This window comes from Actinophytocola sp. (assembly GCF_036378875.1).
Classification (GTDB): domain Bacteria; phylum Actinomycetota; class Actinomycetes; order Mycobacteriales; family Pseudonocardiaceae; genus Actinophytocola.
Window position 1 is genome coordinate 79,686 of record NZ_DASUVO010000101.1, and the last position, 23,110, is coordinate 102,795.

Genomic DNA, 23,110 nt, shown 5'->3' on the forward strand with positions numbered 1-23,110 from the left:
CGTGTCCGGCAACACCACAAGCTACCTGGGCGAGGGCGCCGATGGGCGACCAAACTGGTCACATGAGCGAGAATCAGTTCCGCATCGAGCACGACACGATGGGGGAGGTCAAAGTCCCGGCCGAAGCGCTCTGGCGGGCCCAGACGCAGCGAGCGGTCGAGAACTTCCCCATCTCCGGTCGCGGCCTCGAGCGCGCCCAGATCCGCGCGCTCGGCCTGCTGAAAGGCGCCGCCGCCCGGGTCAACGAGCGGCTCGGGGTGCTGGACGCCGAGGTCGCGCGGGCCATCGCGGCGGCGGCGGACGAGGTCGCCGACGGGCAGCACGACGCGCACTTCCCCATCGACGTGTTCCAGACCGGGTCCGGCACGTCCTCGAACATGAACGCCAACGAGGTCATCGCCACGCTCGCGTCGCGCGCGCTCAACAAGCCGGTGCACCCGAACGACCACGTCAACGCCTCGCAGTCGTCCAACGACACCTTCCCGACGACGATCCACGTCGCCGCGACCGAGGCCGTGGTCCGGGACGTGATCCCGGCACTGGAGCACCTGGCCGCGACCATCGAGCGGCGCGCCGAGGGTTGGGCGGACGCGGTGAAGTCCGGTCGCACCCACCTGATGGACGCCGTGCCGGTGACGCTCGGCCAGGAGGCGGGTGCCTGGGCCGCGCAGGTCCGCTACGGCATCGAACGGCTCGAGGACACGCTGCCGCGGCTCGGCGAGTTGCCGATCGGCGGCACCGCTGTCGGCAGTGGCCTCAACGCGCCGGACGGGTTCGGCGCGGCGGTCGCCGAGGAGCTGGCCCGGCTGACCGATCTACCGCTGACCGAGGCCCGCGACCACTTCGAGGCGCAGGCGTCGCAGGACGGTGTGGTGGAGCTGTCCGGCCAGCTCAGGACGGCCGCCGTCGCGCTGTTCAAGATCGCGAACGACGTGCGCTGGCTCGGTTCGGGCCCGCGCACGGGGCTCGGCGAGCTTGCGCTGCCCGACCTCCAGCCGGGCTCGTCGATCATGCCGGGCAAGGTGAACCCGGTGATCTCCGAGGCGACGATGATGGTGGTCGCGCAGGTCATCGGCAACGACGCGGCCGTTGCGTTCGCCGGGTCGCAGGGCAACTTCCAGCTGAACGTGATGCTGCCGGTCATCGCACGCAACGTCCTGGAGTCCGCGCGACTGCTGTCGTCCGTCGCGCGACTGCTCGCGGACAAGGTGTTCGAGGGCGTCGAGGCCAACGTCGACCGGATGCGTGAGCTGGCGGAGTCGTCGCCGTCGATCGTCACGCCACTCAACCGCTACCTCGGCTACGAGGAGGCGGCGTCGATCGCCAAGCAGTCGCTGAAGGAACGCAAGACCATCCGCCAGGTCGTCATCGAACGCGGGCACGTCGAGAATGGCAAGCTCACCGAGGCTCAGCTCGACGAGGCACTGGATGTCCTGCGCATGGCGCGGGGCGGCTGAGCGAGACCGAGTGCGCAGCCGGCGGCGACGATGAACGTCCCGCCGGCCGCGACCAGCGTCAACGGCTGACGCCCCAACAACACGGCCGTGGCCAGGCCGGCCACCGGCATGAGCCCGGTGAGCACGCCGGCCCGGTCCGCGCCGAGCACCGATACACCGGTGTACCAGAACGCGAACCCGACGGTCGTGACCAGGACGCCGAGGACGACGATCGCGCCGATCTCGCCTGCGGTCGGTGCCGGCCAGGCCGCCGGACCGGCCCAGAGCGTCGTCAGCACGGCCCCGCCAACCGCCGCGAACGCGCATGACCACATGGACGCGGCGACAGCACCGAGCCGGGCGACGACCCCTACCCCGCCGAGCGTGAACGCCGACTCGCACACCACGACCAGCAAGCCGAGCACCAGTCCCGGCCCGTGCCACGAGCCACCGCCGCTGAGGATCACGACACCCATGCCCACGAGGACGGCGCCGGCGATGGCGAACGGCGACGGCCGGCGGCCACTGAGGACGGGCGCGACGACGGCGAGAACCAGCGGCGACGCGCCGAGCATGGCCGCGATGAACCCCGGCGTCGCGTACCGCTGACCGACGAGGATCGCCGCGTTGAACCCGAGCATGCCGAAACCGACCATGAACCCCAGCCCGACCAGGTCTTTCCCCGTGGGCATTGGCACCTGCCGGCCGGTCGTCGCGAGGAGCCATCCGAGCAGGCAGACGGCACCGATCGCGTAGCGCATGGCCTGGCCGGTGAGCAGCGGGTAGTGGTCGAGCAGGCCGGTCACGGGCACCGACACGCCGACAAGGGTCGTCGCGGTAGCGGCCATGGCCACCGCCTGGCCAGTACGGGGTGGGGTCACGAGCAGCACAGGCGACACGCTCGCGCACCAAGTGGTTCACACGTAAGCTCCACTTTGATGACCGACAACTGGTCCACTTTGCGGGAGCTGCTCCTGCCGGCCGCCATGGCGGGCGGCCGAGGTCGAGCCGTGGAGGCCGCGCTGCGCACGGCCATCCGGGACGGCCAGCTGGCACCGGGCCTGCGGCTGCCGTCGAGCCGCGACCTCGCCGCCCAGCTGCGTGTCGCGCGGGGCACGGTCACGGCCGCGTACGGCCAACTCACCGCGGAGGGCTACCTGACCACTCGACGCGGCTCCGGCACCTCAGTGGCGATCACGCTCAGTTGCCTGGCCACGCCCGCGGCCCCGAACCAGGCGACCCGGCAGTGGCGGTACGACCTGCGCCCCGGTCTCCCGGCACTCAGCGAGTTCCCGAGGGCCGAGTGGGTCGCGATGACCCGTGCGGCGCTTGCCGAACTGCCCGACGAGGCACTTGGCTACCCCGAACCTGCGGGCCTGCTGGAACTGCGGACAGAGCTGGCCGCGTACCTGGGCCGGGTTCGCGCCGTGACCGCGACGGCCGAGGACGTCGTGATCACCTACGGCGGCGCGGAAGCGCTGTCGATGCTGACCGCGGTGCTGCGCGCGCAGGGTCACGACTCGATCGGCGTGGAGGACCCCGGTCATCCCGGTCAGCTGGACCTGTTGCGGGAGCACGGTTTGCGCCCGATCCCCGTGCCGGTGGACTGCGACGGGATCGTGGTTTCCGCGCTGCCGCAATCGGTACGCGCGGTCCTGGTGACCGCCGCACACCAGTTCCCCCTTGGCACCGCACTGCATCCAGCACGCCGCCACGCGTTGCTGGCGTGGGCACGCGAGCGTGACGGCGTGATCATCGAGGACGACTACGACGCCGAGCACCGGTACGACCGCCCGGCACTGCGGGCGATGCAGGCAATGGATCCGGGACGGGTGGCCTACCTGGGCAGCGTGAGCAAGACGCTCGCGCCGGCACTCCGGCTGGGCTGGCTCGTGCTGCCGCCGGCCCTGCGAGCGAGCACGGTGTCCCGCAAGCAGTTCACGGATCTGGGCTGCTCACCGCTGCCGCAGGCCGCGTTCGCGCGCTTGCTGCGTGGCGGCGGATACGACCGTCACCTGCGCCGAACCCGCCTCGCCTACCGCCGGCGTCGGGACGCGCTGCTGGCGGCGATCGCCACGCATGTGCCCGCGTGGCAACCGATCGGGGTGGCGGCGGGCCTGCACGTGGTGCTTCGGCTCCCGTCCGAGATGGACGACTCCGTTGTGTCCCAACAGCTTGCCGACGGCGGCATCCACGCGCCGGCCCTGTCCGCGTACACGCAGCTGGGCACCTACCCCGGCCTGGTGATCGGCTACGCGGCCACCACGCCGGACCGGTTACGTGCCGCGGTAAGGGAAATCGCGGCTATCGCTGGATGAGATGCGCGACGACGCAGCTGATGTTGTCGGGCCCGCCGGCCGCGTTGGCCAACGTGACGAGCCGGTCGACGGCCTGCTGGGGCTCCTCGGACTCGATCACCTTCCGGACGGTGTCGATGTCGACGACCGTGTGCAGCCCGTCGGAGGACAGCAGGTACCGGTCACCGGCCTGCCCCTCCCGCACCTGCACACCGGGATTCTCGTTGCCGGTCAACGCCTTCGTGAGCAGGGAACGGTCCGGATGTGAGGCCGCCTCCGCCGCGGTAAGCCTCCCTTCGTCCACCATGGACTGAACCATGGTGTCGTCGTGCGTGATCTGGAACAGCTCGCCGTCGCGGAGGAGGTAGGCCCGCGAGTCCCCGATGTGCACGAGCCCGAGCCGCGAACCGGACCACAGCAGCGCGGTCAGCGTGGTGCCGCTGCCGTCCAGGTCGCGGACCGCCTGACCGGCGAGGTGAGCTGCGTCTTCCATGGCGTTCAACAGATCTCCGACATTCACCTGCTGGAGCGCGGACACGGCGGCCTGGCTCGCCGCGTCGCCTTGCTTCCCGAACCCGTCGGCGACGGCCAGCAGCCGCTCCCCGGCGTAGGCGAAGTCCTGGTTGGACTCGCGCACGAGCCCTCGATCAGTGCGCACGGCGTACTTGACGACCAATGACGCGGTCATGGCGACGTCCCTTCCGGACAGATACTCGACGAGGTCGGCCGCGAGCCGCCGCTTGGCTTCGGTGTCGGCCTCGACCCGTCGCCAGTACCGCCGGACCGCGTCGGCCGCGTCGGCGCCCGGCAGTGCGACGACCGATCGGATGTCGGCGAGCGGCATCCCGATGCGCCTCAGCCATGCCACCAGCCGGGCCTGCTCGAGCTGCTCCGGCGCGTACCGCCGGTACCCGTTGCCCGGATCGACGACGGCCGGCCGGAGCAACCCGAGCTCGTCGTAGAGCCGCAACGCCTTGGCCGACAGGCGGGACGCCCGTGCGAACTCGCCGATGGTGAGCAGCTCCACGACCCCTCCCTCGTTACCGACGACACCAGCGTGGGCCTTCCCCTTTGGTGAAGGTCAACGCCCGGCCATCCGCGTCACCAGAAATTGTCGGTGCTCGGGTGCATGATGGCGGACGTGCAGCTCAACGACGTGGTCGCCACCTCAGCGGTGGTGTCCGCGACCCGGTCCCGGTTGGCCAAGGTCGATGCCCTGGCCGACCTGCTGCGCCGTGCCGGCGACCAGGTGCGTGCCGTCGTTGCCTTCCTCGCCGGCACACCGTTGCAGGGGCGCATCGGGGCCGGTTGGCGGACGCTGGTCAACCTCAGGAAGTCCCCGGCGACCGATCCCACGCTCACGGTCGCCGAGGTGGACGCCACCTTCGACGAGGTCGCCGTGACCAGCGGAAAGGGGTCGGCCACCCGCCGCTCCGAGTTACTGGGCGGGCTGTTCGGCCGGGCCACCACGGCCGAACAGGACTTCCTGTTACGCCTGCTCACCGGAGAACTCCGGCAGGGTGCGCTCGAGGGCGTCATGCTCGACGCCATCGCGAAGGCGGCCGAGGTCGACAAGGAAACCGTCCGGCGTGCGTTCATGCTCTCCGGGCAGTTACCCGACACCGCCGAGGCCGCGATGACGGGTGGCGCCGCCGCCCTGGACACGTTCGGGCTCCAGCTCGGTCGCCCCATCAGACCGATGCTGGCCTCGCCGGCGGACGACCTCGAAGAGGCGCTCACCGATGGCCCATGCGTGGTCGAGTACAAGCTCGACGGCGCACGCATCCAGGTGCACAAGGACGGGGACGACGTCCGCGTCTACACGCGAACGCTGCGTGAGATCACCGGGTCGGTGCCCGAGTTGGTGGCGCTCATCCAGAGCCTGCCCGCTCGGCAAGTGGTGCTGGACGGCGAGACGCTGGCACTCGCCGACGACGGCCGGCCGCGGCCGTTCCAGGAGACCATGAGCCGGTTCGGGGCGACGAGTGAGCGCGAGCTACTGCTCCACCCGTACTTCTTCGACTGCATGCACCTCGACGGCACCGACCTGATCGACGCACCGCTCCGGGAGCGCAACGCCGCGCTGCACCAGGCGGTCGGCGAGCTGGTCATCCCCGGGGCGCTGGAACCGTCGCGGGACGAGGCCGACCAGGTGCTGGCCGACGCGTTGCGCCACGGGCACGAGGGTGTGGTCGTCAAGTCGCTCGACTCGACCTACCAGGCGGGGCGACGCGGCAAGTCGTGGCGCAAGGTGAAGCCGGTGCACACCCTCGACCTGGTGGTGCTCGCGGCGGAGTGGGGACACGGGCGGCGCACGGGCAGCCTGTCGAACCTGCACCTCGGCGCGCGGGACCCGGACGGCGGGCCACCGGTCATGGTCGGCAAGACGTTCAAGGGGCTCACCGACGAGCTGCTCGCGTGGCAGACCAGCGAGTTCCCGAAGTACGAGGACCACCGGGACGACTGGACCGTCTACCTGAAACCGCACCTGGTGGTGGAGATCGCACTCGACGGAGTGCAGGTCAGCTCCCGGTACGCGGGCGGTGTCGCGCTCCGGTTCGCGCGCGTCGTCCGCTACCGGCCGGACAAGGAGCCGCCGGACGCCGACACCATCGACGCGGTGCGTGCCATGTTGCCGGGAGGACCGCCTATGGCCACGTAAGTACGCTGTGCGAACGTGCGCTTCTACATCGACACGCCGCCGGCTTACGACCTCACCTACGACGACGTCTTCCTGATGCCGAACCGCTCGGCGGTGACGTCACGGTTCGACGTGGACCTGTCCACCTCGGACGGCACGGGGGCGACCATCCCGGTGGTGGTGGCCAACATGACGGCCGTCGCGGGCAAGCGGATGGCCGAGACCATGGCTCGGCGCGGCGGGCTCGTCGTGCTGCCGCAGGACGTCGACCCGTCCGCGGTGCGGGACATCGTCGCCTGGGTCAAGTCGCGGCACACCGTCTGGGACACGCCGTTGGTCCTGACGCCCGGCGACGCGGTCGCCGACGCGCTCAACCTGCTGCCGAAGCGCGCCCACGGTGCGGTCGTCGTCGTGGACGAGGATGCGCGGCCGGTCGGTGTCGTGGACGAGGCGGCGTGTGCGGGCGTGGACCGGTTCACGCGGCTGGCGGACGTCGCGGACCCGGACGTGCTGACCATGCCGTTGACCGCTGCGCCCCGCGACGTCTTCGACCAGCTGCACGGCCGCAGGCCCCACGTTGCGGTCGGCGTGGACGACGGTGACCGGCTGGTGGGTGTGCTGACCGAGGTCAGTGCGCTGCGGGCCGACCTGTACCGGCCGGCGGTCGACGACCAGGGGCGGCTGCGGGTGGCGGCGGCGATCGGCGTGAACGGTGACGTGGCGGCGAAGGCCGCGGCGTTGCTCGACGCGGCGGTGGACACGCTCGTGGTGGACACGGCACACGGCCACCAGGAGAAGATGATCGCTGCCCTGAAAGCGGTGCGTGCCGCCGTGGACGCGGTCTCGCGCGACGTCACGGTGGTCGCCGGGAATGTCGTGACGGCGGAGGGCACGCGTGACCTGGTCGAGGCCGGGGCGGACGTGGTCAAGGTCGGCGTCGGGCCGGGAGCCATGTGCACCACGCGCATGATGACGGGGGTCGGGCGGCCGCAGTTCTCCGCCGTGCTCGAGTGTGCTCGGGCGGCGCGGGAGCTCGGTGCGCGCGTGTGGGCCGACGGCGGCGTCCGGCATCCACGCGACGTCGCGCTCGCGCTTGCCGCTGGCGCGTCGAGCGTGATGGTCGGGTCCTGGTTCGCGGGCACCTACGAGTCGCCAGGCGATCTGCAGCGTGACGAACAGGGCCAGGCGTACAAGGAGTCGTTCGGCATGGCGTCCAAACGCGCTGTCTCCGCACGCACCCGCGGCGACAGCGGGTTCGACCGTGCCCGCAAGGCGCTGTTCGAGGAGGGCATCTCCACGTCCCGCATGCGGCTCAACCCGACCGCGCCGAGCGTGGAGGACCTGCTCGACGCCATCTGTTCCGGCGTGCGCTCGGCCTGCACCTACACGGGCGCGACCACACTGGAGGAGTTCCACGCCAAAGCCGTGGTGGGCATCCAGTCGGCGTCCGGGTTCGCGGAAGGCGCGCCGTTGCCGCTTGGCTGGGCCTAGGCGGCCAGCGCGTACCCGGGCGCTGTCCGCTGCGCGACTCGCACGAGCTGCGCCAGCACGACGAGGTCCGCGCAGAAAAGCAGGCGCTGCAACAGGCCGCTCAGTTCGCCCAGTGCGTCCGGCATCGGGCCGAGGTGGCAGGTCAGGAACAGCGCCAGCAGCACCGACGCGACCGTGGCACCGACGTACAGCGAGCGTCGGTGCGGCAGGCGAAGGGCGATGAGGCACGCCGTGATCGGCACGCAGAAGAACACGACGCCGGCCGCGTACCGGTGGATCTGCGCGGACATCGACACGGAGAGGTCGCCAAGATCGGTCTCGAACGTGGCCGCCAGCAGCAGACCCACCAGCGCGAGACCCAGCGACAGCTTGGGAAGCACACCGTCGAGCAGGCCACGGGCCCACAGGCCGACGCCAACACCCACGCCGGCCAGGCACATCGCGAGCAGCGACGCCGGGAACATCCATCCGGCGCCTGGCACGAACACGTAGTCGGACATGGTGGTGTTGAGCGGGTTCATCTGCTTGGCCGCGACGACGTTCAACCCGCCCATCAACAACGCGGCGAACACCAGCCCGACCACACCGACGAACACACCGACCGGCGCCGGCCGCGGCACAGGAAGCGCCACACCGCGGACCGGCGCCGAACGGGAGGTCAGGACCAGGTTTGCCATGGTTCAACGGTCTCGTCAGCGAGACCGTTGAACCATCAGGGAAGCTCCCGAATCGGACCGGGGGTTTTCCCTACCGTGGCTAGGGGAACGCGGGCTAGGCCCCGTGGTCCTCCAGCATCTCCGTCACCAGCGCGGCGATCGGCGATCGTTCCGACCTGGTGAGCGTGACGTGCGCGAACAGCGGATGACCCTTCAGTTTCTCGATCACCGCGGCGACGCCGTCGTAGCGACCGACCCGGAGGTTGTCCCGCTGCGCCACGTCATGGGTGAGGACCACGCGAGACCCGGAGCCGAGCCGGGACAGGACCGTCAGCAACACGTTCCGCTCCAGCGACTGCGCCTCGTCGACGATCACGAACGCGTCGTGCAGCGAGCGACCGCGGATGTGGGTCAGGGGTAAGACCTCGAGCATCCCTCGGTCGAGCACCTCGTCGATCACGGGCTGGCTGACCAGCGCGCCGAGCGTGTCGAACACGGCCTGCGCCCACGGCGCCATCTTCTCGCTCTCCGACCCCGGCAGGTAGCCGAGTTCCTGGCCGCCCACGGCGTACACCGGTCGGAACACGACGACCTTGCGGTGCAGGTTCCGCTCCATCACCGCCTCGAGGCCGGCGCAGAGCGCGAGCGCGGACTTGCCGGTGCCGGCCCGCCCACCCAGCGAGATGATGCCCACCTCCGGGTCGAGCAACAGGTCGAGCGCCACCCGCTGCTCCGCGGACCGCCCGTGCAGGCCGAACGCCTCACGGTCGCCCCGCACGAGCTGGACCTGCTTGTCCTTGGTGACCCGGCCCAGCGCGCTCGCGGACCCGGCCAGTAAACGCAGGCCGGTGTTGGTGGGGAAATCGTCCGGCGACGTGACTCCGAAGTCGGCGAGGTCGGCAACGCCGTCCCGGTACAGCATGTCGAGGACGTCCGAGGAGACATCGAGGTCGACCATCCCCGTCCAACCGGACGGCGTGACCTCGTGGGCCCGGTACTCGTCGACCAGGAGGCCGACCGATGCCGCCTTGATCCGCAGCGGCATGTCCTTGGTGATCAAGGTCACATTTGGTGCGTGTGCGGCCATGTTGAGCGCGCACGCGAGGATGCGGGCGTCGTTCGTGTCGGTGCGGAACCCGGAAGGCAGGACCGTCGGGTCCGAGTGGTTCAACTCGACGTGCAGCGTGCCGCCGGCAGTGCCGAGCGGGATCGGCGCGTCGAGCCGTCCGTGGTGTTTCCTCAGGTCATCGAGCAGCCGAAGGGCCTCCCTGGCAAACCAACCAAGCTCGGGGTGATGCCGCTTGCCCTCCAACTCGTTGATGACCACCAGCGGCAGGACGACCGCGTGCTCTGCGAACCGGGACATCGCCCAGGGGTCGGACAGCAGCACGGACGTGTCGAGCACGTAGGTCCGGCGCTGGTCATCATGGTCAGGGGAAGAGGAATGCGAAGCAGTCACGGCAACTCCTCGGCGAACGCGCACCGACGTCCGCGTGTTTTCCTCGAAGGGCCGGGCACCTCCCTGACCAGGCGAGACGCTGCGCCTAAGCGCAGCGGCACCGCCCGTGAGGGCCGGGTGCCGGCCCCCTCGCGATCGTTGCCGTCACGACCAGGGCCTCCCGGGACGGTTCGCGTGGGCACGACCCGTCACTTTGGACGCTACCCGTGCACACCCCCGTCCCGCAGGCAGCCACGCAGGTGATTTTCGTTTTGTGACCGAGTCGCAAGATCATGCGAATGCCTCCTTGCGCATCCGAACATGACTACTCGGCGTACTCGAAGGCACCCATCTGGATCATCGGCCGAACGGGTGACAGAACCCCGCCGCTGCGGCCCCGACCAGGAGAAAGCCGTCCTTCGCTGATCACACAGCGAAGGCGCACTAATCACGTTGAAAACCAGGAATGGTGAACTTCGTGGAATTCGTAACACCATGGAGTATTTCACGATGCGATCACGCAGGAATCCCGGTAACTCCTGCGCGGACAGAACGGAAACGGACACCGCTTTTAATCCCAAAAACCGAAGGAGACGAAAAGGTGCCGAAAAAGACCGGAATTGTCGTCGCCGCCGCCGTCGGCCTCTCCGTGCTCGCACTGCCGGCGATGGCGGACGCCAGCCAGGCTGACGAGCGTGACCTGCCGGGCATGGTGGACCCGGGCCTGAACCCGGCGGTCGGGGAGATCTGCCGCGTCGTCATCGTGAACTGCTGAGCCGCGCACAACAAAAAGCGGGCCCCGAATTTTCAGGGCTCGCTTTGTCTGCTATAAGCCCCTACGAGCCGAAGCGGCGATGGCGAATCGCGTAGTCCCGGAGGGCACGTAAAAAGTCCGTGCGCCGGAAGTCCGGCCAGTACGCCTCGCAGAACCAGAACTCCGAGTGCGCCGACTGCCACAGCAGGAAGCCGGACAGCCGCTGCTCCCCGGACGTCCTGATCACCAGGTCCGGGTCGGGCTGGCCGGAGGTGTACAGGTGTTCGGCGATGTGGTCGACGTCGAGGACCTCGACCAGCTCCTCGATGGTCTTACCGGCCTCCGCCTGGCTCTGCAGCAGCTTGCGCACGGCGTCCGCGATCTCGCGCCGGCCGCCGTAGCCGACCGCGATGTTGACCTCCATGCCGGTGCGCCCCTCGGTGCGCTTCGCGGCGGCGACGAGCCGGTTCGAGGTCTCCTCCGGCAGCACGTCCAGCGCGCCGATGATGCGGAGCCGCCATGGCAGCCCAGGCTCGGCCAGCTCGTCGACCACACCCTCGATGACCTGCAACAACGGCTTGAGCTCTGCCTCGGGCCGCATGACGTTGTCGGTGGAGAGCAGCCACAGCGTGACGAGTTCCACCTCGGCCTCACGGCACCAGCTGAGCAGGTCGGCGATGCGGTTGGCGCCGGCGATGTGGCCGTGCTTGACGTCGGTGAAGCCGGCCTCCCGCGCCCACCGTCGGTTGCCGTCGAGCACGACGCCGACGTGCCGGGGGTGGCGGCCGGCGGCCTGCTGGACGAGCCGCTTGTCGTAGAGGCCGTAGACGAGCTTCGCGGCTTTCTTGCGGAATCTCCGCCAGGCTGGGGTCACGTCCCTGCAGGGTACGCCGTCCCGCTACACCCAGGGCACACTGGAACCATGCAGCGAACCGAGATCGACCCGCGCTGGCAGGACCTGGCGGTGATCGAGCGGCTGGTGCGGGAGTCACGCACGGTCGCGGTGGTGGGGCTCAGCGGCAACCAGGGTCGACCCAGCTTCGGGGTGGCGCGGTACCTCGTGCGTGCCGGCCTGACGGTGTTCCCGGTGAACCCCAACCTGGCCTCGTGGCAGGGCCTGACCGCGTACAAGTCGCTGGCCGACGTGCCGGAGCAGATCGACATCGTCGACGTGTTCCGCCGCCCGGAGTACGCGCCGGGCGTGGCCGCGGACGCCGTCGCGGTAGGCGCGGGTTCGCTGTGGTTGCAACTTGGCGTGATCTCCACGGAGGCCGCCACCACCGCGGCGGAAGCCGGGCTCGACGTGGTGATGGATCGGTGCCTCGCCGTCGAACATCGCGAGGTCGTCGGCTGGTCGTGATCGGTTTCACATCGCGTGGGTCAACCTACGGTCCCGTAACCTGGAGCACGTGACAACCGCGACGGTGAACCCGCAGCCTGCCCGCCCGGTCAAGCCGCGCATGCGCGGTGTCATCCACTACTGGTCGTTCTGGGTCTCCCTGGTCCTGGGCGCCGCACTGGTCTCCCTTGCCGCGTCCACAGTGTCCGCGACAGCGGCGGTGGCCACCTCGATCTACGGCGCGACCGTGCTCGGCCTGTTCGGCGTGAGCGCGCTGTACCACCGCCGCTGGTGGAAGAGCCTTCGCGTCCGGGCGTGGATGAAGCGCCTCGACCACTCGATGATCTTCCTGTTCATCGCGGGCACCTACACCCCGTTCTCGTTGCTGGCAATGCCAAAGCCGACCGGCTACATCGTGCTGTCGGTCGTCTGGGGCGGCGCGCTAGCCGGGGTGGCACTGAAGCTGCTGTGGCCGCACGCGCCGAGGTGGCTCGGCACCCCGATCTACATCGCACTCGGCTGGGTAGCGGTGTTCGTGCTGCCGGACCTGCTCCACCACGCCGGCGTCGCGGCGCTGGTCCTCCTCCTGGTGGGCGGAGGCTTCTACACACTGGGCGCGGTCTTCTACGCGACCCGCTGGCCAAACCCGTGGCCCACGATCTTCGGCCACCACGAGTTCTTCCACGCCGCGACCGTGTTGGCGGCCATCTCGCACTACATCGCGATCTGGCTCGCCATGTATCCCTAGTGGTTGGTCAGTGGACGACGTCGTAGACCAGTTTCTGGATGCCGTTCGCGTAGGTCTCGCTCTCGACCACCTTGAGCATGGTCTTGTCCACGTCGGCACCACTGAACAGCCGCTTGCCCGCGCCGAGCAGGACCGGGAACACCAGCAGGTGGTAGCGGTCGATCAGGCCCGCGTCGGACAGGTTGCGGTTCAACATGGCGCTCCCGTGGACGATGATGGGTCCGCCCTCGGTCTCCTTCAGGGCGGCCACGTCGTCCAGTGAGCGCAGGATGGTTGTCTCGCCCCAGTTGTCGACGAGGTCGGCGTCGCTCAGGGTCGAGGACACGACGTACTTCGGCATCGCGTTGTAGCCGGCGAAGTCCTCGGTCATCGTCGGCCACACCGGACTGAACGCCTCGTAGCTGACTCGGCCCATCATCATCGCGGCGGCTTCCGTCTGCTCGCGGCCCTTGAGTTCGTAGGCCTCCGGCAGGAACTCGATGTCCTCGAAGGTCCAGCCGGAGTTGCGGTAGCCGGCCTCCCCGCCGGGGGCCTCGACGACGCCGTCCAGGGAGACGAAGGCGGTGGTGATCAGAGTGCGCATGGCTCCTCCTCATGGTCGTGGTTGATCGCCATCTTCACCCGTGCGTCGAAGTCCGGCCCGCCAGATCGACACCGCCGACAGAAACTTTTCGAGCTACGAGGCGACCTCGACCAGCTGTCCCACCTGGAGGGTGTTGAAGAACGCCTGCGCGTTGGCCATGTCCAGCCGGACGCAGCCGTGAGAGTCCTCGTCGAGGCGGCCCTGGTGGAAGGCGTAGCCGCCCGGCGCGAAGAACACCGAGTACGGCATGGGGTCGCCGTAGATGCTGCTTGTGTGATCCTCGTCCTTCCACGCGACCGGCCAGATGCCCGTCGGTGTCGGGTTGGCCGCGCCGCCGTGGGTGATCGGGACCGGGCCCAGGTCCACCACACCGTTCGTCATCAGCCACGCCTGCTTCGTCGACAGGCTCACGCAGGCCCGGATCTCCGGGCCGCACGGCGGTGGCGTCGGCGGAGGTGGGGTGACCGTGGTGGTGGTCGTCGTGGGGGCCGTGGTCGTCGTCGTGGCGGACGGAGTGGTCGATGGGACCTGTCCCGCGGCCGCCTGTGTGGCGCACCCCGACAGCAGTGCCACGGCCAGCACGGCAAGGCCGGCCAGTTCGCGTCTCATGCCCCCTACCCACGACGTTGCCGCCGTGGGGGTTGCAACTACGTGACGACCTGCACCTTGTCGCCCACGGCCAGCGCGTTGTAGTAAGCCTCGGCGGCGGCCCACGACAGGTGGATGCAGCCGTGGGACTCCTGGCTCAGGCTGCCCTGGTGGAACGCGATGCCACCGTTGAAGAAAACCGAGAACGGCATGGGGGCGTTGTTGAACACGCTTGACTTGTGGTCGATGTCCTTCCAGCCCACCGAGAACGTGCCCGGTGGGGTCTCCCAGCCCGGACGGCCGTGGGTGATCGGCACCGGGCCGTAGGTCACCACACCGTCCTTGAGCAACCACGACTGGTTGGCGGACAGGTCGATGCACGCGTCGACGCCCGCGTCGCACGGCACGCCCGCGGGCGCCGGCGGCGGCGGGGGTGGCGGCGGCGCTTCCTTCACGATCGTCTCGTTGGCTTCCGCCACCTGCGGGAGCGGTGGCAGCTTCGCCTCCTCCGCGGGAGCCGGTGCCACGGCCTCCGTCGAGGTCGTCGGGGCCGTCGTGGCGGTCGTCGGCCCGGTCGGAGCCGGGGCGGCCGTGTTCGTGCTTCCGCACGCGGACAGCAGTCCCACGCTGATCGCGGCGAGTCCCACAAGGAGTGTGCGGCGCATACCGTGAAGACGCCACGAGATCACCCCACGTTGTCGTGGTGATCCAACCGTTACTGGACCGCCGGTTTTGTTACGGCAGTGGCGGTATCAGGTCCTCGCTCGCCGCTTCCTCCGGCCGGCGGTCGAAGTCCACGGTGGAGTACTTGCGGAGCTTCTCGAGGCGGTGGAAGCCGTCGATCATGCGGACCGTGCCGGACTTCGAGCGCATCACGATGGACTGGGTGGTGCAACCACCGCTGCGGTAGTGCACGCCGCGCAGCAGGTCGCCGTCCGTGATGCCCGTCGCGCAGAAGAACGCGTTGTCGCCGCTGACGAGGTCGTTCGTGGTGAGGACACGCTCGAGGTCGTGCCCCGCGTCGACGGCCTTCGCCCGTTCCTCGTCGTCCCTCGGCCACAGGCGACCGTGGATCGCGCCGCCCATGCACTTGAGCGCACAGGCCGCGATGATGCCCTCCGGGGTGCCGCCGATGCCGATCAGCATGTCCACACCGGTGTTCGGGCGGGCCGCGGAGATCGCGCCGGCCACGTCGCCGTCCGAGATGAAGTGGATGCGGGCACCGGCCTCGCGGACCTCCTTCACCAGGTCGGCGTGCCGGGGGCGGTCGAGGATGCACACGGTCACGTCGGAGACGTCGGTGTGCTTGGCCTTCGCGACGCGGCGGATGTTCTCCGCGACCGGCGCGGTGATGTCGATGACGTCGGCCGCCTCGGGGCCCACCGCGAGCTTTTCCATGTAGAACACCGCGGACGGGTCGAACATGGCGCCGCGCTCGGTGGCCGCGAGCACCGCGATCGCGTTCGGCATGCCCTTCGCCATCAGGGTGGTGCCGTCGATCGGGTCGACCGCGACGTCGCACTCGGGGCCCTCGCCGTTGCCGACGTGCTCGCCGTTGTACAGCATCGGCGCCTGGTCCTTCTCGCCCTCGCCGATCACGACCACGCCGCGCATCGACACGGTGCCGATCAGCTTGCGCATGGCGTCGACCGCCGCGCCGTCGCCGCCGTTCTTGTCCCCTCGGCCGACCCAGCGGCCGGCGGCCATCGCGGCGGCCTCCGTGACCCGGACCAGCTCCAGCGCGAGGTTGCGGTCCGGCTCCTCTGGTCGGCGGTCGTGGTCGCTCATTCTCGCCTCCTGAGGTCGGTACCCCAGATCCTTCCAGATTTCGGGAGCTCAGTGGTTACACGAGCGGCGTGAGGGTCGTCTCGGCCGGTTTGCGACGATGGACTTTGTGACGGAAGGCGGACACCCGGGTCGGGCCGGGCTGCGGATGCGCGACATGGTCGGCGCGATGGTCGTGCTTGTGGTGATCATCGGCGGGATCATGGCGTTCTGGGGCTCGTGTTCGTTCAGCCCGGGCGGACCCACGGTCGACCCCGGCAGCGCGCCCACCGCCGACGCCGGGGCCGCGCTGGAGCGAGCGGCGAAGTCGGTGACGTTCCCGGTGCGGCAGCCGACCGTGCCGAAGGGCTGGCGGGCGAACTCCACGGCGACGTCCTCGGTCGGCTCCGGCGCGAGCGGTGACGTGATCGTGCGGGTGGGCTGGGTGACCGCGTCCGGCGCGTACGTGCAGCTCAGCCAGTCCGGCGGGGAGGCGGCGGACGTCCTGGTCGAGGAGACCGGCCGGGAGGAGGCACCCGAGGCGACCGGCTCCGTGACGGTCGACGACGTGACGTGGAAGAGCTACCCCGCCCGCCGCGACGAGCCGGCATGGGTGATCGAGCTGGACGGGGCCGTGCTGCTGATCACGGGCAGCGCACCGGAGTCGGAGTTCCGGCAGCTGGCCACCGCGACACAGAAGGCGCCACCCCTGGCGACCTGAGTGCCCGACGCGTCAGACGGGGACCACGATGTGGTCGTAGTTGCCTTGGCCCGCCGTGCGTTCCAGTGTGCGGATGATCGATCGGGGGTTGTCGTCCGGCCCGGAGATGTACAGCGGACCGACGCTTTGTCGTACCGGTGCCTGCGAGCCACGGGCACCGACACCAGGCCGCCCGTCCCGGCCGTCGCGTCCTCGTGCACGGGCCAGTTGCGGTGGTCGCCGAGGCCCAGCCCGGTGCTCCATGTCGGGCTGATCCAGCAGCCGACCAGCGCGGGCTCGGCCACCTCGGTCCGCGTCGCCGCGGCTCGGACCAGCCTGCTCGCTCGGCCGGCTTGATGCCGGGTGCGCGTGCGATCTGCTTCGGCGAATGTCCCTGCTCGCAGCCAGCTCACCTGGTCGAGTTGATCATCCGTCGTCCATGCGTCACGGCTTCGCTCGCCAGCAGGTCGTCAGGTGGTCGTCCACCATGCCGGTGGCCTGCATCAGCGCGTAGGCGGTCGTCGGGCCGACGAAGGCGAAGCCGCGCTTCTTCAGTTCCCTCGCCATGGCCTTGGACTCCGGGGTGATCGCCGGGATCTCCGAGGTCATGGTGGGGCGGATGTGGGTCTTCGGGGCGAAGGACCACAGCAGGGTGTCCAGTGGCTCGTCCAGCTCCGCGATCGCGTTCGCGTTGCGGATCGTGGCCTCGATCTTGGCTCTGTTGCGCACGATCGACACGTCGTTCATCAGGCGTTCGACGTCCGCCTCGGTGAACTCCGCGACCTTCTTCGGTTCGAAGCCAGCGAAGGCTCTGCGGAAGCCCTCGCGTTTGCGCAGGATCGTCAGCCACGACAGGCCCGACTGGAACGCCTCCAGCGACAGCCGCTCGTACAGCGCCGACTCGCCGTGGAGCTCCACGCCCCACTCCTCGTCGTGGTAGGCCGCGTAGTCATCGGTCGAGTTGCCCCACGGGCAGCGTGGTTTGCCGTCCGCGCCCGGCAGCGCGGCCGTCATTGCTTCTCGTTCTCGGCCAGTGCCAAGCGCTCGCGTAACTCGTCCACCTCGGCACGCAGGTCCTCCAGCTCACCACCCAGCCGGCGAAGGACCCAGTCGACCTCGGACATCTTGTAGCCACGGACGACCAGCTGGAACCGGACGCTCCGGACATCCTCCGCCGAGATCCCGTCAGCTGGGAGACGGGTGGGCGAGGCGCCGGGCGGCAGGGCCGGCAGCTCCTCGCCACGCCCGAACACGACCGAGGCGAGCAGGAAGACCACGGCCGCCACGAGCATCATGACGACCAGGTAGATGAGTGCTGTGGTCACGACAGCAGGATGGCATACCGGACCGACAGTTAGCGGACCAGCAGCTCACGCATGGGCGGGCGGTCCTCGACCACCACACCCGCCGTGTCCGGCAGCCACTCGTCGGCCACCTGGACGAACTGCGTCAGCTCGCCAGCGTGTGACGGCAGCATGCCGCACCTCGCGAGCGCCGTGCCCAGGATCTGCCGCGCCATCAGGCCCAGTGCGTGCAACGGCTGGTTCCTGTGCCGCCGCACTCCCAGGTTGACCTGGGCGATCCCGTCGAGCCCCACGATCGCGTGCGCGTCGAGCAGTAGCCCGATCTCCACGCCGTAACCGGACGCGAACGGCACCGCCTCGAGCAGCTCACGCGTGCCCGCGTACTCGCCGCCGAGGGGTTGGATCACGCCGGTCAGCTCGGGACGCAGTGTGGACAGCAGCGGGCGGGCCATCAGCTCGGTCACGCGGCCGCCACCGGCGCCCGCCGCGCCCTCGGAGTTCAGCGGTCGCCGGTAGAAACCCTTGACCAGGTGAACGTCGCACTCCAACAGCATCGGACCCAGCAGCCTCGGCACGAACTCCGGGTCGGGGTCGATGAGATCCGAGTCAAGGAACACCAGCAGGTCGCCGGTGGTCGCGGCCAAGGACCGCCACAGGACCTCTCCCTTGCCTGGCACGGGTTCCAGCTCCGGCAGCACGTCGCCGCGGCGCACCACCTTCGCGCCGGCGGCGAGTGACACCTCGACCGTGCGGTCCGTCGAGCCGGAGTCGACCACGACCAGCTCGTCCACGAGGGAGCCGACCAGAGGCCGGACCGACGCGATCACGTCGGCGACCGTCGCCTCCTCGTTCAGCGCCGGCAACACGACGCTGACCGTGCGGGAACCCTTGGCCCGCACTAGGTCCTCCACTGTCCACGAAGGACTCTGCCAGGTCCGCTCCGCGAACCACGTGCGCGCGTCGGCGTGCATCACGCCAGCGCCCGCAGGCATCGGGTTGGCGGGCGGGTGCCCCGGATACTCGCCACCATCTCGACCACCTTCCTGGTTCTGGCCACCTCGTGCGCGCGGAACACCCGCGCGCCTGCCATCGCCGCGACGGACGTCGCCGCGAGGGTGCCGTCCACCCGGTCGGCCGTCGCCGCGCCGAGCGTCTCGCCGATGAAGTCCTTGTTGGACAACGCCATCAGCACCGGCCAGCCGGTGCTCACGAGCTCGTCGAGCCGCCGCAGCAGCTCGAGACCGTGCCAGGTGTTCTTGCCGAAGTCGTGCGTCGGGTCGATCAGGACGCCCTCGGCCGGCACGCCAAGCGAAACCAGCCGCTCGGCGCGGGCGGTCAGCTCGGCGGTGACCTCGGCGACCACATCCAGGTACCGGACGCGGTGCGGGTCAGTGCGTGGCGCGACGCCGCCGGTGTGCGAGCACACCATGCCGACGCCGAACTCCGCGGCCACCTCGGCAAGGCGCGGGTCGACCCCCGCCCACGTGTCGTTGATCAGGTCGGCACCGGCCAGGCACGCCTCGCGGCCCACCTCGTGGCGCCAGGTGTCGACGCTGATCACGAGTTCCGGATGGCGTTCCCGGACCTTGGCGACAAAAGGGACGACCCGCCGGATCTCCTCGTCCGTGTCGACCCGTTCCCCGTGCGCGCCGGCACGGACGCCACCGATGTCGACGATGTCCGCGCCTTCCGCGACCACCCGGTCGACCGCGGCGAGGGCCTCACGTTCGCCGAACGTCGCGCCGCGGTCGTAAAAGGAATCCCTGGTGCGGTTGACTATCGCCATCACCAAAGCGCGGTCCTGGGGGACCGTACGGCTGCCGAAGCGCAGGGTGCTCACATGCCCAGAGTGCCACGGGGGTAGGCGGAAAACGCAGGGTGATACACCGAGGTCACAATTGGTGACGTCGCGGAAACCTGGCTCAGTGCGTCGCTTCCCACGCCTGGTAGGCCTCCTCGACCACGCGGACCGCGTCGTCGACATCGTCCGTGAGGTGCAGCAACGCGATGTCCTTGTCGCCGATCTTACCCTCGGCGTACACCTTGCTACGCAACCACTCGTACAGACCCTCCCAGTAGGAACGTCCGAAAAGGACAACCGGGAACTTCGTGACCTTCTTCGTCTGCACCAGGGTGAGCGCCTCGAACAGCTCGTCGAGCGTGCCGAAACCGCCGGGCAGGCAGATGAAGGCCTGGGCGTACTTGATGAACATCGTCTTGCGCGCGAAGAAGTACCGGAAGTTCACGCCGAGGTCGACCCACGGGTTGATGCCCTGCTCGAACGGCAGCTCGATGCCCAGGCCGATCGAGAGTCCGCCTGCCTCGGAGCAGCCGCGGTTGACGGCCTCCATCGTGCCGGGCCCGCCGCCGGTGATGGACGCGTACCCCGCACGGGCCAGCGCCGCGCCGATGTCCATGCCGAGCTTGTACTCGGGATGATCACGCGCCGTGCGGGCCGACCCGAAGACGGTGACCGCGCGCGGCACCTCGGCGAGAGCGCCGAAACCCTCGACGAACTCGGCCTGGATGCGCAGGACGCGCCACGGGTCGGTGTGCACCCAGTCGGCCGGGCCGCGGGAGTCGAGCAGCCGCTGGTCGGTGGTGGACGGCTCCACGAGCCGCGACCTGCGCAGCACTACCGGTCCACGCTGCTTCTCGGCTGGATGCTCGTTGTCCCCCTGCTGGATCGTCATTGGCGCGATTCTAGGCGGTCGCATTGACGAGAACGTTGCGTACATCACCAAGCGCGAAGCCGAGAAGGTTAAGCCCGCGCCACTTGGCCGGGTTCTGGGCCCTCGGGTCGTCCTCGCGCAGCCCGATGCCCCAGATCCGGTCCAACGGGCTGGCTTCGACGAGCACGCGGTTGCCGGTGGCGAGGAGGAACGCCCGCAGGTCGTCGTGCTGGCCGAACTTGTGGGTGTTGCCGGTGACGACGATGTCGGCACGCCGCGCCTCCCAGGCGGCCTGGTCGAAGTTCCGCACCTGGCGGCCCAGGTCCTTGGCCTGCCTGGGATGCCTGGCGGCGAGGATCCGCTCGGCGGTCCGGTCGTCGCCGAACAGCGTTGCCTTGCCCCACATCATGTAGTGCTCGGCCGTGGCGAAGGTGTGCCCCTCAGCCTCGAACGGCGACCGGTACCACTGGCTGAGGCATCCCTTGCCGACGCCGCTCTGCCCCGGCTGGTGGCCCCAGAAGAAGAGAAACTTCATCCGCTTACCGGCGACCGCGGCACGCTCGACATCGGCAACAGACAGCATGCCGGACATGGTGACGCATCCATGAGTGACATGCGAAAGATTTTCAGGAGAGGAAGGTCCTCAGGATCTCCGCGCAGCGGGTGATCTGGGCCGTCGGCACGTTCTCCTCCTGGGTGTGGGCCAGGGTCGGGTCGCCAGGGCCGAAGTTCACCGCCGGCATGCCCAGTGCCGCGAACCTGGCCACGTCGGTCCAGCCGAGCTTTGCCACCGGGGGTGCCCCGGCCGCGGCCACCAGCTCGGCCGCTGCCGGGGCGGTCAGGCCCGGTAGCGCGCCCGGGGACAGGTCGGTGACGGTCAGGTCGTAGCCCGCGAAGACGGTGCGGAGATGGGCCTCGGCGTCTGCCGGGGTGCGGTCCGGGGCGAAGCGGTGGTTGACCGTCAGCACGGCCTCGTCGGGGACCACGTTGCCGCTCACCCCGCCCGCGATCCCCACCGCCTGCAGACCCTCCCGGTACAGGCAACCGTCGATGTCGACCGTCCGTGGCTCGTAGGCGGCGAGTACGGCCAGTGCCTCACCCAGCGCGTGGATCGCGTTCTCGCCCATCCATGCTCTGGCCGTGTGGGCGCGGCGGCCCTTGGTGCGCAGCTCCACCCGAATCGTGCCCTGGCAGCCCGCCTCCACCGCGGCGTTCGACGGTTCGCACACGATCGCCAGATCGCCACGCAGCCAGTCCGGCAGCTCCCGTTCGATGCGACCGAGACCGTTGCGGACGTGCTCGATCTCCTCGCAGTCGTAGAACACGAACGTCACGTCGTGGCGGGGCTCTGGGAGGGTCGCGGCGAGGTGCAGCATCACCGCGTCGCCGCCCTTCATGTCCACTGTGCCGAGTCCGTGCAGGACACCTTCCGTGCGGCGGGCGGGCAGGTTCGCGTTCACCGGGACCGTGTCCAGGTGGCCGGCCAGCACCACACGGGACGGACGGCCCAGCTCGGTACGGGCCAGCACCGCGTTGCCGGAGCGGGTGACGACCAGGTGCGGGGCCTGTGCACGCAGTGCCGCCTCCACCGAATCGGCCAGCAGCGCCTCGTCGCCCGACACGCTCGGGACGTCCACGAGCGCCACGGTCAACTCCACAGGGTCACCGGCAAGGTCGAGGTTCACGGTCATGCCCAGGAAGCTACCGTTGGCGCCGTGACTAGTGCAGACACCACCGGAGCGCTCGGCGTCGGGCTAGCGACCGTCGCCGATGACGGGACCGTTCTCGACACCTGGTTCCCGCACCCCAAACTGGACGACAACGCCACCCCGGGCACGCAACACCTGTCCGAGCACGAGGCCGGCGACGAACTCGGCGCCAGGGTGTCCGCGCTACTCGGCCCCGACGACGACCGGGCGGTCGAGGTCGTCGCGGTCCGCACCGGCATCGCCGATCTCTCGGCGCCGCCGGCCGACGCCTACGACGTCTACCTGCGACTGCACCTGCTGTCGAGCCGGCTCGTCCGCCCGCACGGCTGCAACCTCGACGGTGTCTTCGGACTGCTCAGCAATGTCGTGTGGACGAACTTCGGGCCGTGCCGGGTGGAGGGGTTCGCCGCAACGCGGCTGCGGCTGCGTGCCCGCGGCACGGTCACCGTGTACGGCATCGACAAGTTCCCGCGCATGGTCGACTACGTGGTGCCGCCCGGCGTGCGCATCGCCGACGCGGACCGGGTGCGCCTCGGCGCTCACCTCGCGACCGGCACCACGGTCATGCACGAGGGGTTCGTCAACTACAACGCGGGCACGCTCGGCGCGTCGATGGTCGAGGGCCGCATCTCCGCCGGCGTGGTGGTCGGTGACGGCTCCGACGTCGGCGGCGGCGCGTCGATCATGGGCACGCTGTCCGGCGGCGGCAAGGAGACGATCTCGCTCGGCCAGGGCTGCCTCATCGGCGCGAACGCGGGCATCGGCATCTCACTCGGCGACAACTGCGTCGTGGAGGCCGGCCTGTACGTCACCTCCGGCACGAAGGTCACGCTGCCGGACGGGCGGCTCGTGAAGGCCCTCGAACTGTCCGGACAGGACGGGTTGCTGTTCCGCCGGAACTCGGCGACCGGCGCCGTGGAGGTCGTGGTCCGCGCGGGTGGCGCCGGCATCGAACTGAACGCCGCCCTGCACGCGAACTGAACATGGGGT

Annotated in this window: 25 protein-coding genes; 9 read left to right on the forward strand and 16 right to left on the reverse strand. The window is 69.7% G+C overall.

Annotated features, from left to right (window positions below; translation table 11 throughout):
- Positions 1–62: 62 nt before the first annotated feature.
- Positions 63–1,457: a class II fumarate hydratase gene (locus tag VF106_RS29450; RefSeq protein ID WP_330843132.1), complete on the forward strand. Its 1,395-nt coding sequence runs from the start codon at positions 63–65 to the stop codon at positions 1,455–1,457.
- Here VF106_RS29450 and VF106_RS29455 read toward each other — a convergent pair.
- Positions 1,409–2,335, reverse strand: coding sequence for a DMT family transporter (locus VF106_RS29455; protein WP_330843133.1), 927 nt, complete (start codon positions 2,333–2,335; stop codon positions 1,409–1,411). The two genes, VF106_RS29450 and VF106_RS29455, sit on opposite strands and share 49 nt — an antisense overlap.
- A 39-nt stretch (positions 2,336–2,374) precedes the next feature.
- Here VF106_RS29455 and pdxR point away from each other — a divergent pair, with 39 nt between their 5' ends.
- Positions 2,375–3,754 (forward strand): MocR-like pyridoxine biosynthesis transcription factor PdxR, encoded by a 1,380-nt coding sequence (pdxR, locus tag VF106_RS29460; protein WP_330843134.1) that lies wholly within the window; start codon positions 2,375–2,377, stop codon positions 3,752–3,754.
- On the opposite strand, the gene VF106_RS29465 is transcribed toward pdxR, so the two are convergent.
- Positions 3,741–4,760, reverse strand: a complete 1,020-nt coding sequence (locus VF106_RS29465; RefSeq protein WP_330843135.1) for a MerR family transcriptional regulator — start codon at positions 4,758–4,760, stop codon at positions 3,741–3,743. The genes pdxR and VF106_RS29465 overlap by 14 nt on opposite strands.
- A 114-nt stretch (positions 4,761–4,874) precedes the next feature.
- On the opposite strand from VF106_RS29465, the gene VF106_RS29470 reads away from it, so the two are divergent.
- Both VF106_RS29470 and VF106_RS29475 read left to right on the forward strand, forming a co-directional pair.
- Positions 4,875–6,395 carry an ATP-dependent DNA ligase gene (locus VF106_RS29470; protein WP_330843136.1) on the forward strand — a complete coding sequence of 507 codons (1,521 nt, stop codon included), beginning with the start codon at positions 4,875–4,877 and terminating at the stop codon, positions 6,393–6,395.
- 15 nt (positions 6,396–6,410) lie between these two features.
- On the forward strand, positions 6,411–7,865 hold the full coding sequence (locus VF106_RS29475; protein WP_330843137.1) for a GuaB1 family IMP dehydrogenase-related protein: 1,455 nt from the start codon (positions 6,411–6,413) through the stop codon (positions 7,863–7,865).
- Here VF106_RS29475 and VF106_RS29480 read toward each other — a convergent pair.
- Together VF106_RS29480 and phoH2 are read right to left on the reverse strand one after the other, a co-directional pair.
- Positions 7,862–8,542: a DUF998 domain-containing protein gene (locus VF106_RS29480; RefSeq protein ID WP_330843138.1), complete on the reverse strand. Its 681-nt coding sequence runs from the start codon at positions 8,540–8,542 to the stop codon at positions 7,862–7,864. The two genes, VF106_RS29475 and VF106_RS29480, sit on opposite strands and share 4 nt — an antisense overlap.
- Positions 8,543–8,636: 94 nt before the next feature.
- Complete coding sequence (gene phoH2, locus VF106_RS29485) at positions 8,637–9,980, reverse strand: RNA 5'-3' helicase PhoH2 (RefSeq protein ID WP_330843139.1); 1,344 nt, start codon at positions 9,978–9,980, stop codon at positions 8,637–8,639.
- A gap of 580 nt (positions 9,981–10,560) precedes the next feature.
- On the opposite strand from phoH2, the gene VF106_RS29490 reads away from it, so the two are divergent.
- Complete coding sequence (locus tag VF106_RS29490) at positions 10,561–10,734, forward strand: hypothetical protein (protein WP_330843140.1); 174 nt, start codon at positions 10,561–10,563, stop codon at positions 10,732–10,734.
- Positions 10,735–10,795: 61 nt separating this feature from the next.
- Here the strand turns inward: VF106_RS29490 and VF106_RS29495 are convergent, their stop codons facing one another.
- Entirely contained in the window at positions 10,796–11,587 is a 792-nt protein-coding gene (locus tag VF106_RS29495) for an isoprenyl transferase (protein WP_330843141.1), read from the reverse strand.
- A gap of 48 nt (positions 11,588–11,635) precedes the next feature.
- On the opposite strand from VF106_RS29495, the gene VF106_RS29500 reads away from it, so the two are divergent.
- Together VF106_RS29500 and trhA are read left to right on the forward strand one after the other, a co-directional pair.
- Positions 11,636–12,073: a CoA-binding protein gene (locus tag VF106_RS29500; RefSeq protein ID WP_330843142.1), complete on the forward strand. Its 438-nt coding sequence runs from the start codon at positions 11,636–11,638 to the stop codon at positions 12,071–12,073.
- Between the two features lie 100 nt (positions 12,074–12,173).
- Positions 12,174–12,800, forward strand: a complete 627-nt coding sequence (trhA, locus tag VF106_RS29505) for a PAQR family membrane homeostasis protein TrhA (protein WP_330843409.1) — start codon at positions 12,174–12,176, stop codon at positions 12,798–12,800.
- A 7-nt stretch (positions 12,801–12,807) separates the two neighbouring features.
- Here the strand turns inward: trhA and VF106_RS29510 are convergent, their stop codons facing one another.
- From VF106_RS29510 to glpX, 4 genes are all read right to left on the reverse strand, one after another.
- On the reverse strand, positions 12,808–13,383 hold the full coding sequence (locus tag VF106_RS29510; RefSeq protein WP_330843143.1) for a dihydrofolate reductase family protein: 576 nt from the start codon (positions 13,381–13,383) through the stop codon (positions 12,808–12,810).
- A 93-nt stretch (positions 13,384–13,476) separates the two neighbouring features.
- Positions 13,477–13,992: a L,D-transpeptidase gene (locus VF106_RS29515; RefSeq protein ID WP_330843144.1), complete on the reverse strand. Its 516-nt coding sequence runs from the start codon at positions 13,990–13,992 to the stop codon at positions 13,477–13,479.
- Positions 13,993–14,030: 38 nt separating this feature from the next.
- Positions 14,031–14,636, reverse strand: a complete 606-nt coding sequence (locus tag VF106_RS29520) for a L,D-transpeptidase (protein WP_330843145.1) — start codon at positions 14,634–14,636, stop codon at positions 14,031–14,033.
- A gap of 70 nt (positions 14,637–14,706) precedes the next feature.
- Positions 14,707–15,759, reverse strand: coding sequence for a class II fructose-bisphosphatase (gene glpX, locus VF106_RS29525; protein ID WP_330843146.1), 1,053 nt, complete (start codon positions 15,757–15,759; stop codon positions 14,707–14,709).
- A 97-nt stretch (positions 15,760–15,856) separates the two neighbouring features.
- Between glpX and VF106_RS29530 the strand changes: the two genes are divergently transcribed.
- Positions 15,857–16,456, forward strand: a complete 600-nt coding sequence (locus VF106_RS29530; protein WP_330843147.1) for a DUF4245 domain-containing protein — start codon at positions 15,857–15,859, stop codon at positions 16,454–16,456.
- 423 nt (positions 16,457–16,879) lie between these two features.
- Here VF106_RS29530 and VF106_RS29535 read toward each other — a convergent pair whose 3' ends face one another.
- The 7 genes from VF106_RS29535 to dapE all read right to left on the reverse strand — a co-directional run bounded on the left by VF106_RS29535 (position 16,880) and on the right by dapE (position 22,102).
- Complete coding sequence (locus VF106_RS29535) at positions 16,880–17,449, reverse strand: DNA-3-methyladenine glycosylase I (protein ID WP_330843148.1); 570 nt, start codon at positions 17,447–17,449, stop codon at positions 16,880–16,882.
- Positions 17,446–17,760, reverse strand: a complete 315-nt coding sequence (locus VF106_RS29540) for a DivIVA domain-containing protein (RefSeq protein ID WP_330843149.1) — start codon at positions 17,758–17,760, stop codon at positions 17,446–17,448. The genes VF106_RS29535 and VF106_RS29540 overlap by 4 nt, the downstream gene beginning before the upstream one ends.
- 29 nt (positions 17,761–17,789) lie before the next feature.
- The gene (locus VF106_RS29545; protein ID WP_330843150.1) at positions 17,790–18,710 is read right to left on the reverse strand and encodes a glucosyl-3-phosphoglycerate synthase; all 921 of its coding nucleotides are present in this window, start codon (positions 18,708–18,710) and stop codon (positions 17,790–17,792) included.
- Positions 18,710–19,579, reverse strand: coding sequence for a dihydropteroate synthase (folP, locus tag VF106_RS29550; RefSeq protein WP_330843151.1), 870 nt, complete (start codon positions 19,577–19,579; stop codon positions 18,710–18,712). The genes VF106_RS29545 and folP overlap by 1 nt, the downstream gene beginning before the upstream one ends.
- An 82-nt stretch (positions 19,580–19,661) precedes the next feature.
- The gene (locus VF106_RS29555) at positions 19,662–20,432 is read right to left on the reverse strand and encodes an LOG family protein (protein ID WP_330843152.1); all 771 of its coding nucleotides are present in this window, start codon (positions 20,430–20,432) and stop codon (positions 19,662–19,664) included.
- A 10-nt stretch (positions 20,433–20,442) separates the two neighbouring features.
- A complete protein-coding gene (ybiA, locus tag VF106_RS29560; RefSeq protein ID WP_330843153.1) occupies positions 20,443–20,994 on the reverse strand; it encodes a riboflavin biosynthesis intermediates N-glycosidase in 552 nt (183 codons plus the stop codon).
- Between the two features lie 43 nt (positions 20,995–21,037).
- Complete coding sequence (gene dapE / locus VF106_RS29565) at positions 21,038–22,102, reverse strand: succinyl-diaminopimelate desuccinylase (RefSeq protein WP_330843154.1); 1,065 nt, start codon at positions 22,100–22,102, stop codon at positions 21,038–21,040.
- A gap of 24 nt (positions 22,103–22,126) precedes the next feature.
- Here dapE and dapD point away from each other — a divergent pair, with 24 nt between their 5' ends.
- A complete protein-coding gene (gene dapD, locus VF106_RS29570; protein WP_330843155.1) occupies positions 22,127–23,101 on the forward strand; it encodes a 2,3,4,5-tetrahydropyridine-2,6-dicarboxylate N-succinyltransferase in 975 nt (324 codons plus the stop codon).
- Positions 23,102–23,110 lie beyond the last annotated feature (9 nt).

What these genes read in the sequence shown, in the direction of transcription:
- VF106_RS29450 (WP_330843132.1), top strand. Translation starts at nt 63, where the DNA reads ATGAGCGAGAATCAGTTCCGCATCGAGCACGACACGATGGGGGAGGTC.
- pdxR (WP_330843134.1), top strand. Translation starts at nt 2,375, where the DNA reads ATGACCGACAACTGGTCCACTTTGCGGGAGCTGCTCCTGCCGGCCGCC.
- VF106_RS29480 (WP_330843138.1), bottom strand. Translation starts at nt 8,542, where the DNA reads ATGGCAAACCTGGTCCTGACCTCCCGTTCGGCGCCGGTCCGCGGTGTG.
- VF106_RS29500 (WP_330843142.1), top strand. Translation starts at nt 11,636, where the DNA reads ATGCAGCGAACCGAGATCGACCCGCGCTGGCAGGACCTGGCGGTGATC.
- trhA (WP_330843409.1), top strand. Translation starts at nt 12,174, where the DNA reads ATGCGCGGTGTCATCCACTACTGGTCGTTCTGGGTCTCCCTGGTCCTG.
- VF106_RS29510 (WP_330843143.1), bottom strand. Translation starts at nt 13,383, where the DNA reads ATGCGCACTCTGATCACCACCGCCTTCGTCTCCCTGGACGGCGTCGTC.
- VF106_RS29515 (WP_330843144.1), bottom strand. Translation starts at nt 13,992, where the DNA reads ATGAGACGCGAACTGGCCGGCCTTGCCGTGCTGGCCGTGGCACTGCTG.
- VF106_RS29520 (WP_330843145.1), bottom strand. Translation starts at nt 14,636, where the DNA reads ATGCGCCGCACACTCCTTGTGGGACTCGCCGCGATCAGCGTGGGACTG.
- glpX (WP_330843146.1), bottom strand. Translation starts at nt 15,759, where the DNA reads ATGAGCGACCACGACCGCCGACCAGAGGAGCCGGACCGCAACCTCGCG.
- VF106_RS29530 (WP_330843147.1), top strand. Translation starts at nt 15,857, where the DNA reads ATGGACTTTGTGACGGAAGGCGGACACCCGGGTCGGGCCGGGCTGCGG.
- VF106_RS29535 (WP_330843148.1), bottom strand. Translation starts at nt 17,449, where the DNA reads ATGACGGCCGCGCTGCCGGGCGCGGACGGCAAACCACGCTGCCCGTGG.
- VF106_RS29545 (WP_330843150.1), bottom strand. Translation starts at nt 18,710, where the DNA reads ATGCACGCCGACGCGCGCACGTGGTTCGCGGAGCGGACCTGGCAGAGT.
- VF106_RS29555 (WP_330843152.1), bottom strand. Translation starts at nt 20,432, where the DNA reads ATGACGATCCAGCAGGGGGACAACGAGCATCCAGCCGAGAAGCAGCGT.
- ybiA (WP_330843153.1), bottom strand. Translation starts at nt 20,994, where the DNA reads ATGCTGTCTGTTGCCGATGTCGAGCGTGCCGCGGTCGCCGGTAAGCGG.
- dapE (WP_330843154.1), bottom strand. Translation starts at nt 22,102, where the DNA reads ATGACCGTGAACCTCGACCTTGCCGGTGACCCTGTGGAGTTGACCGTG.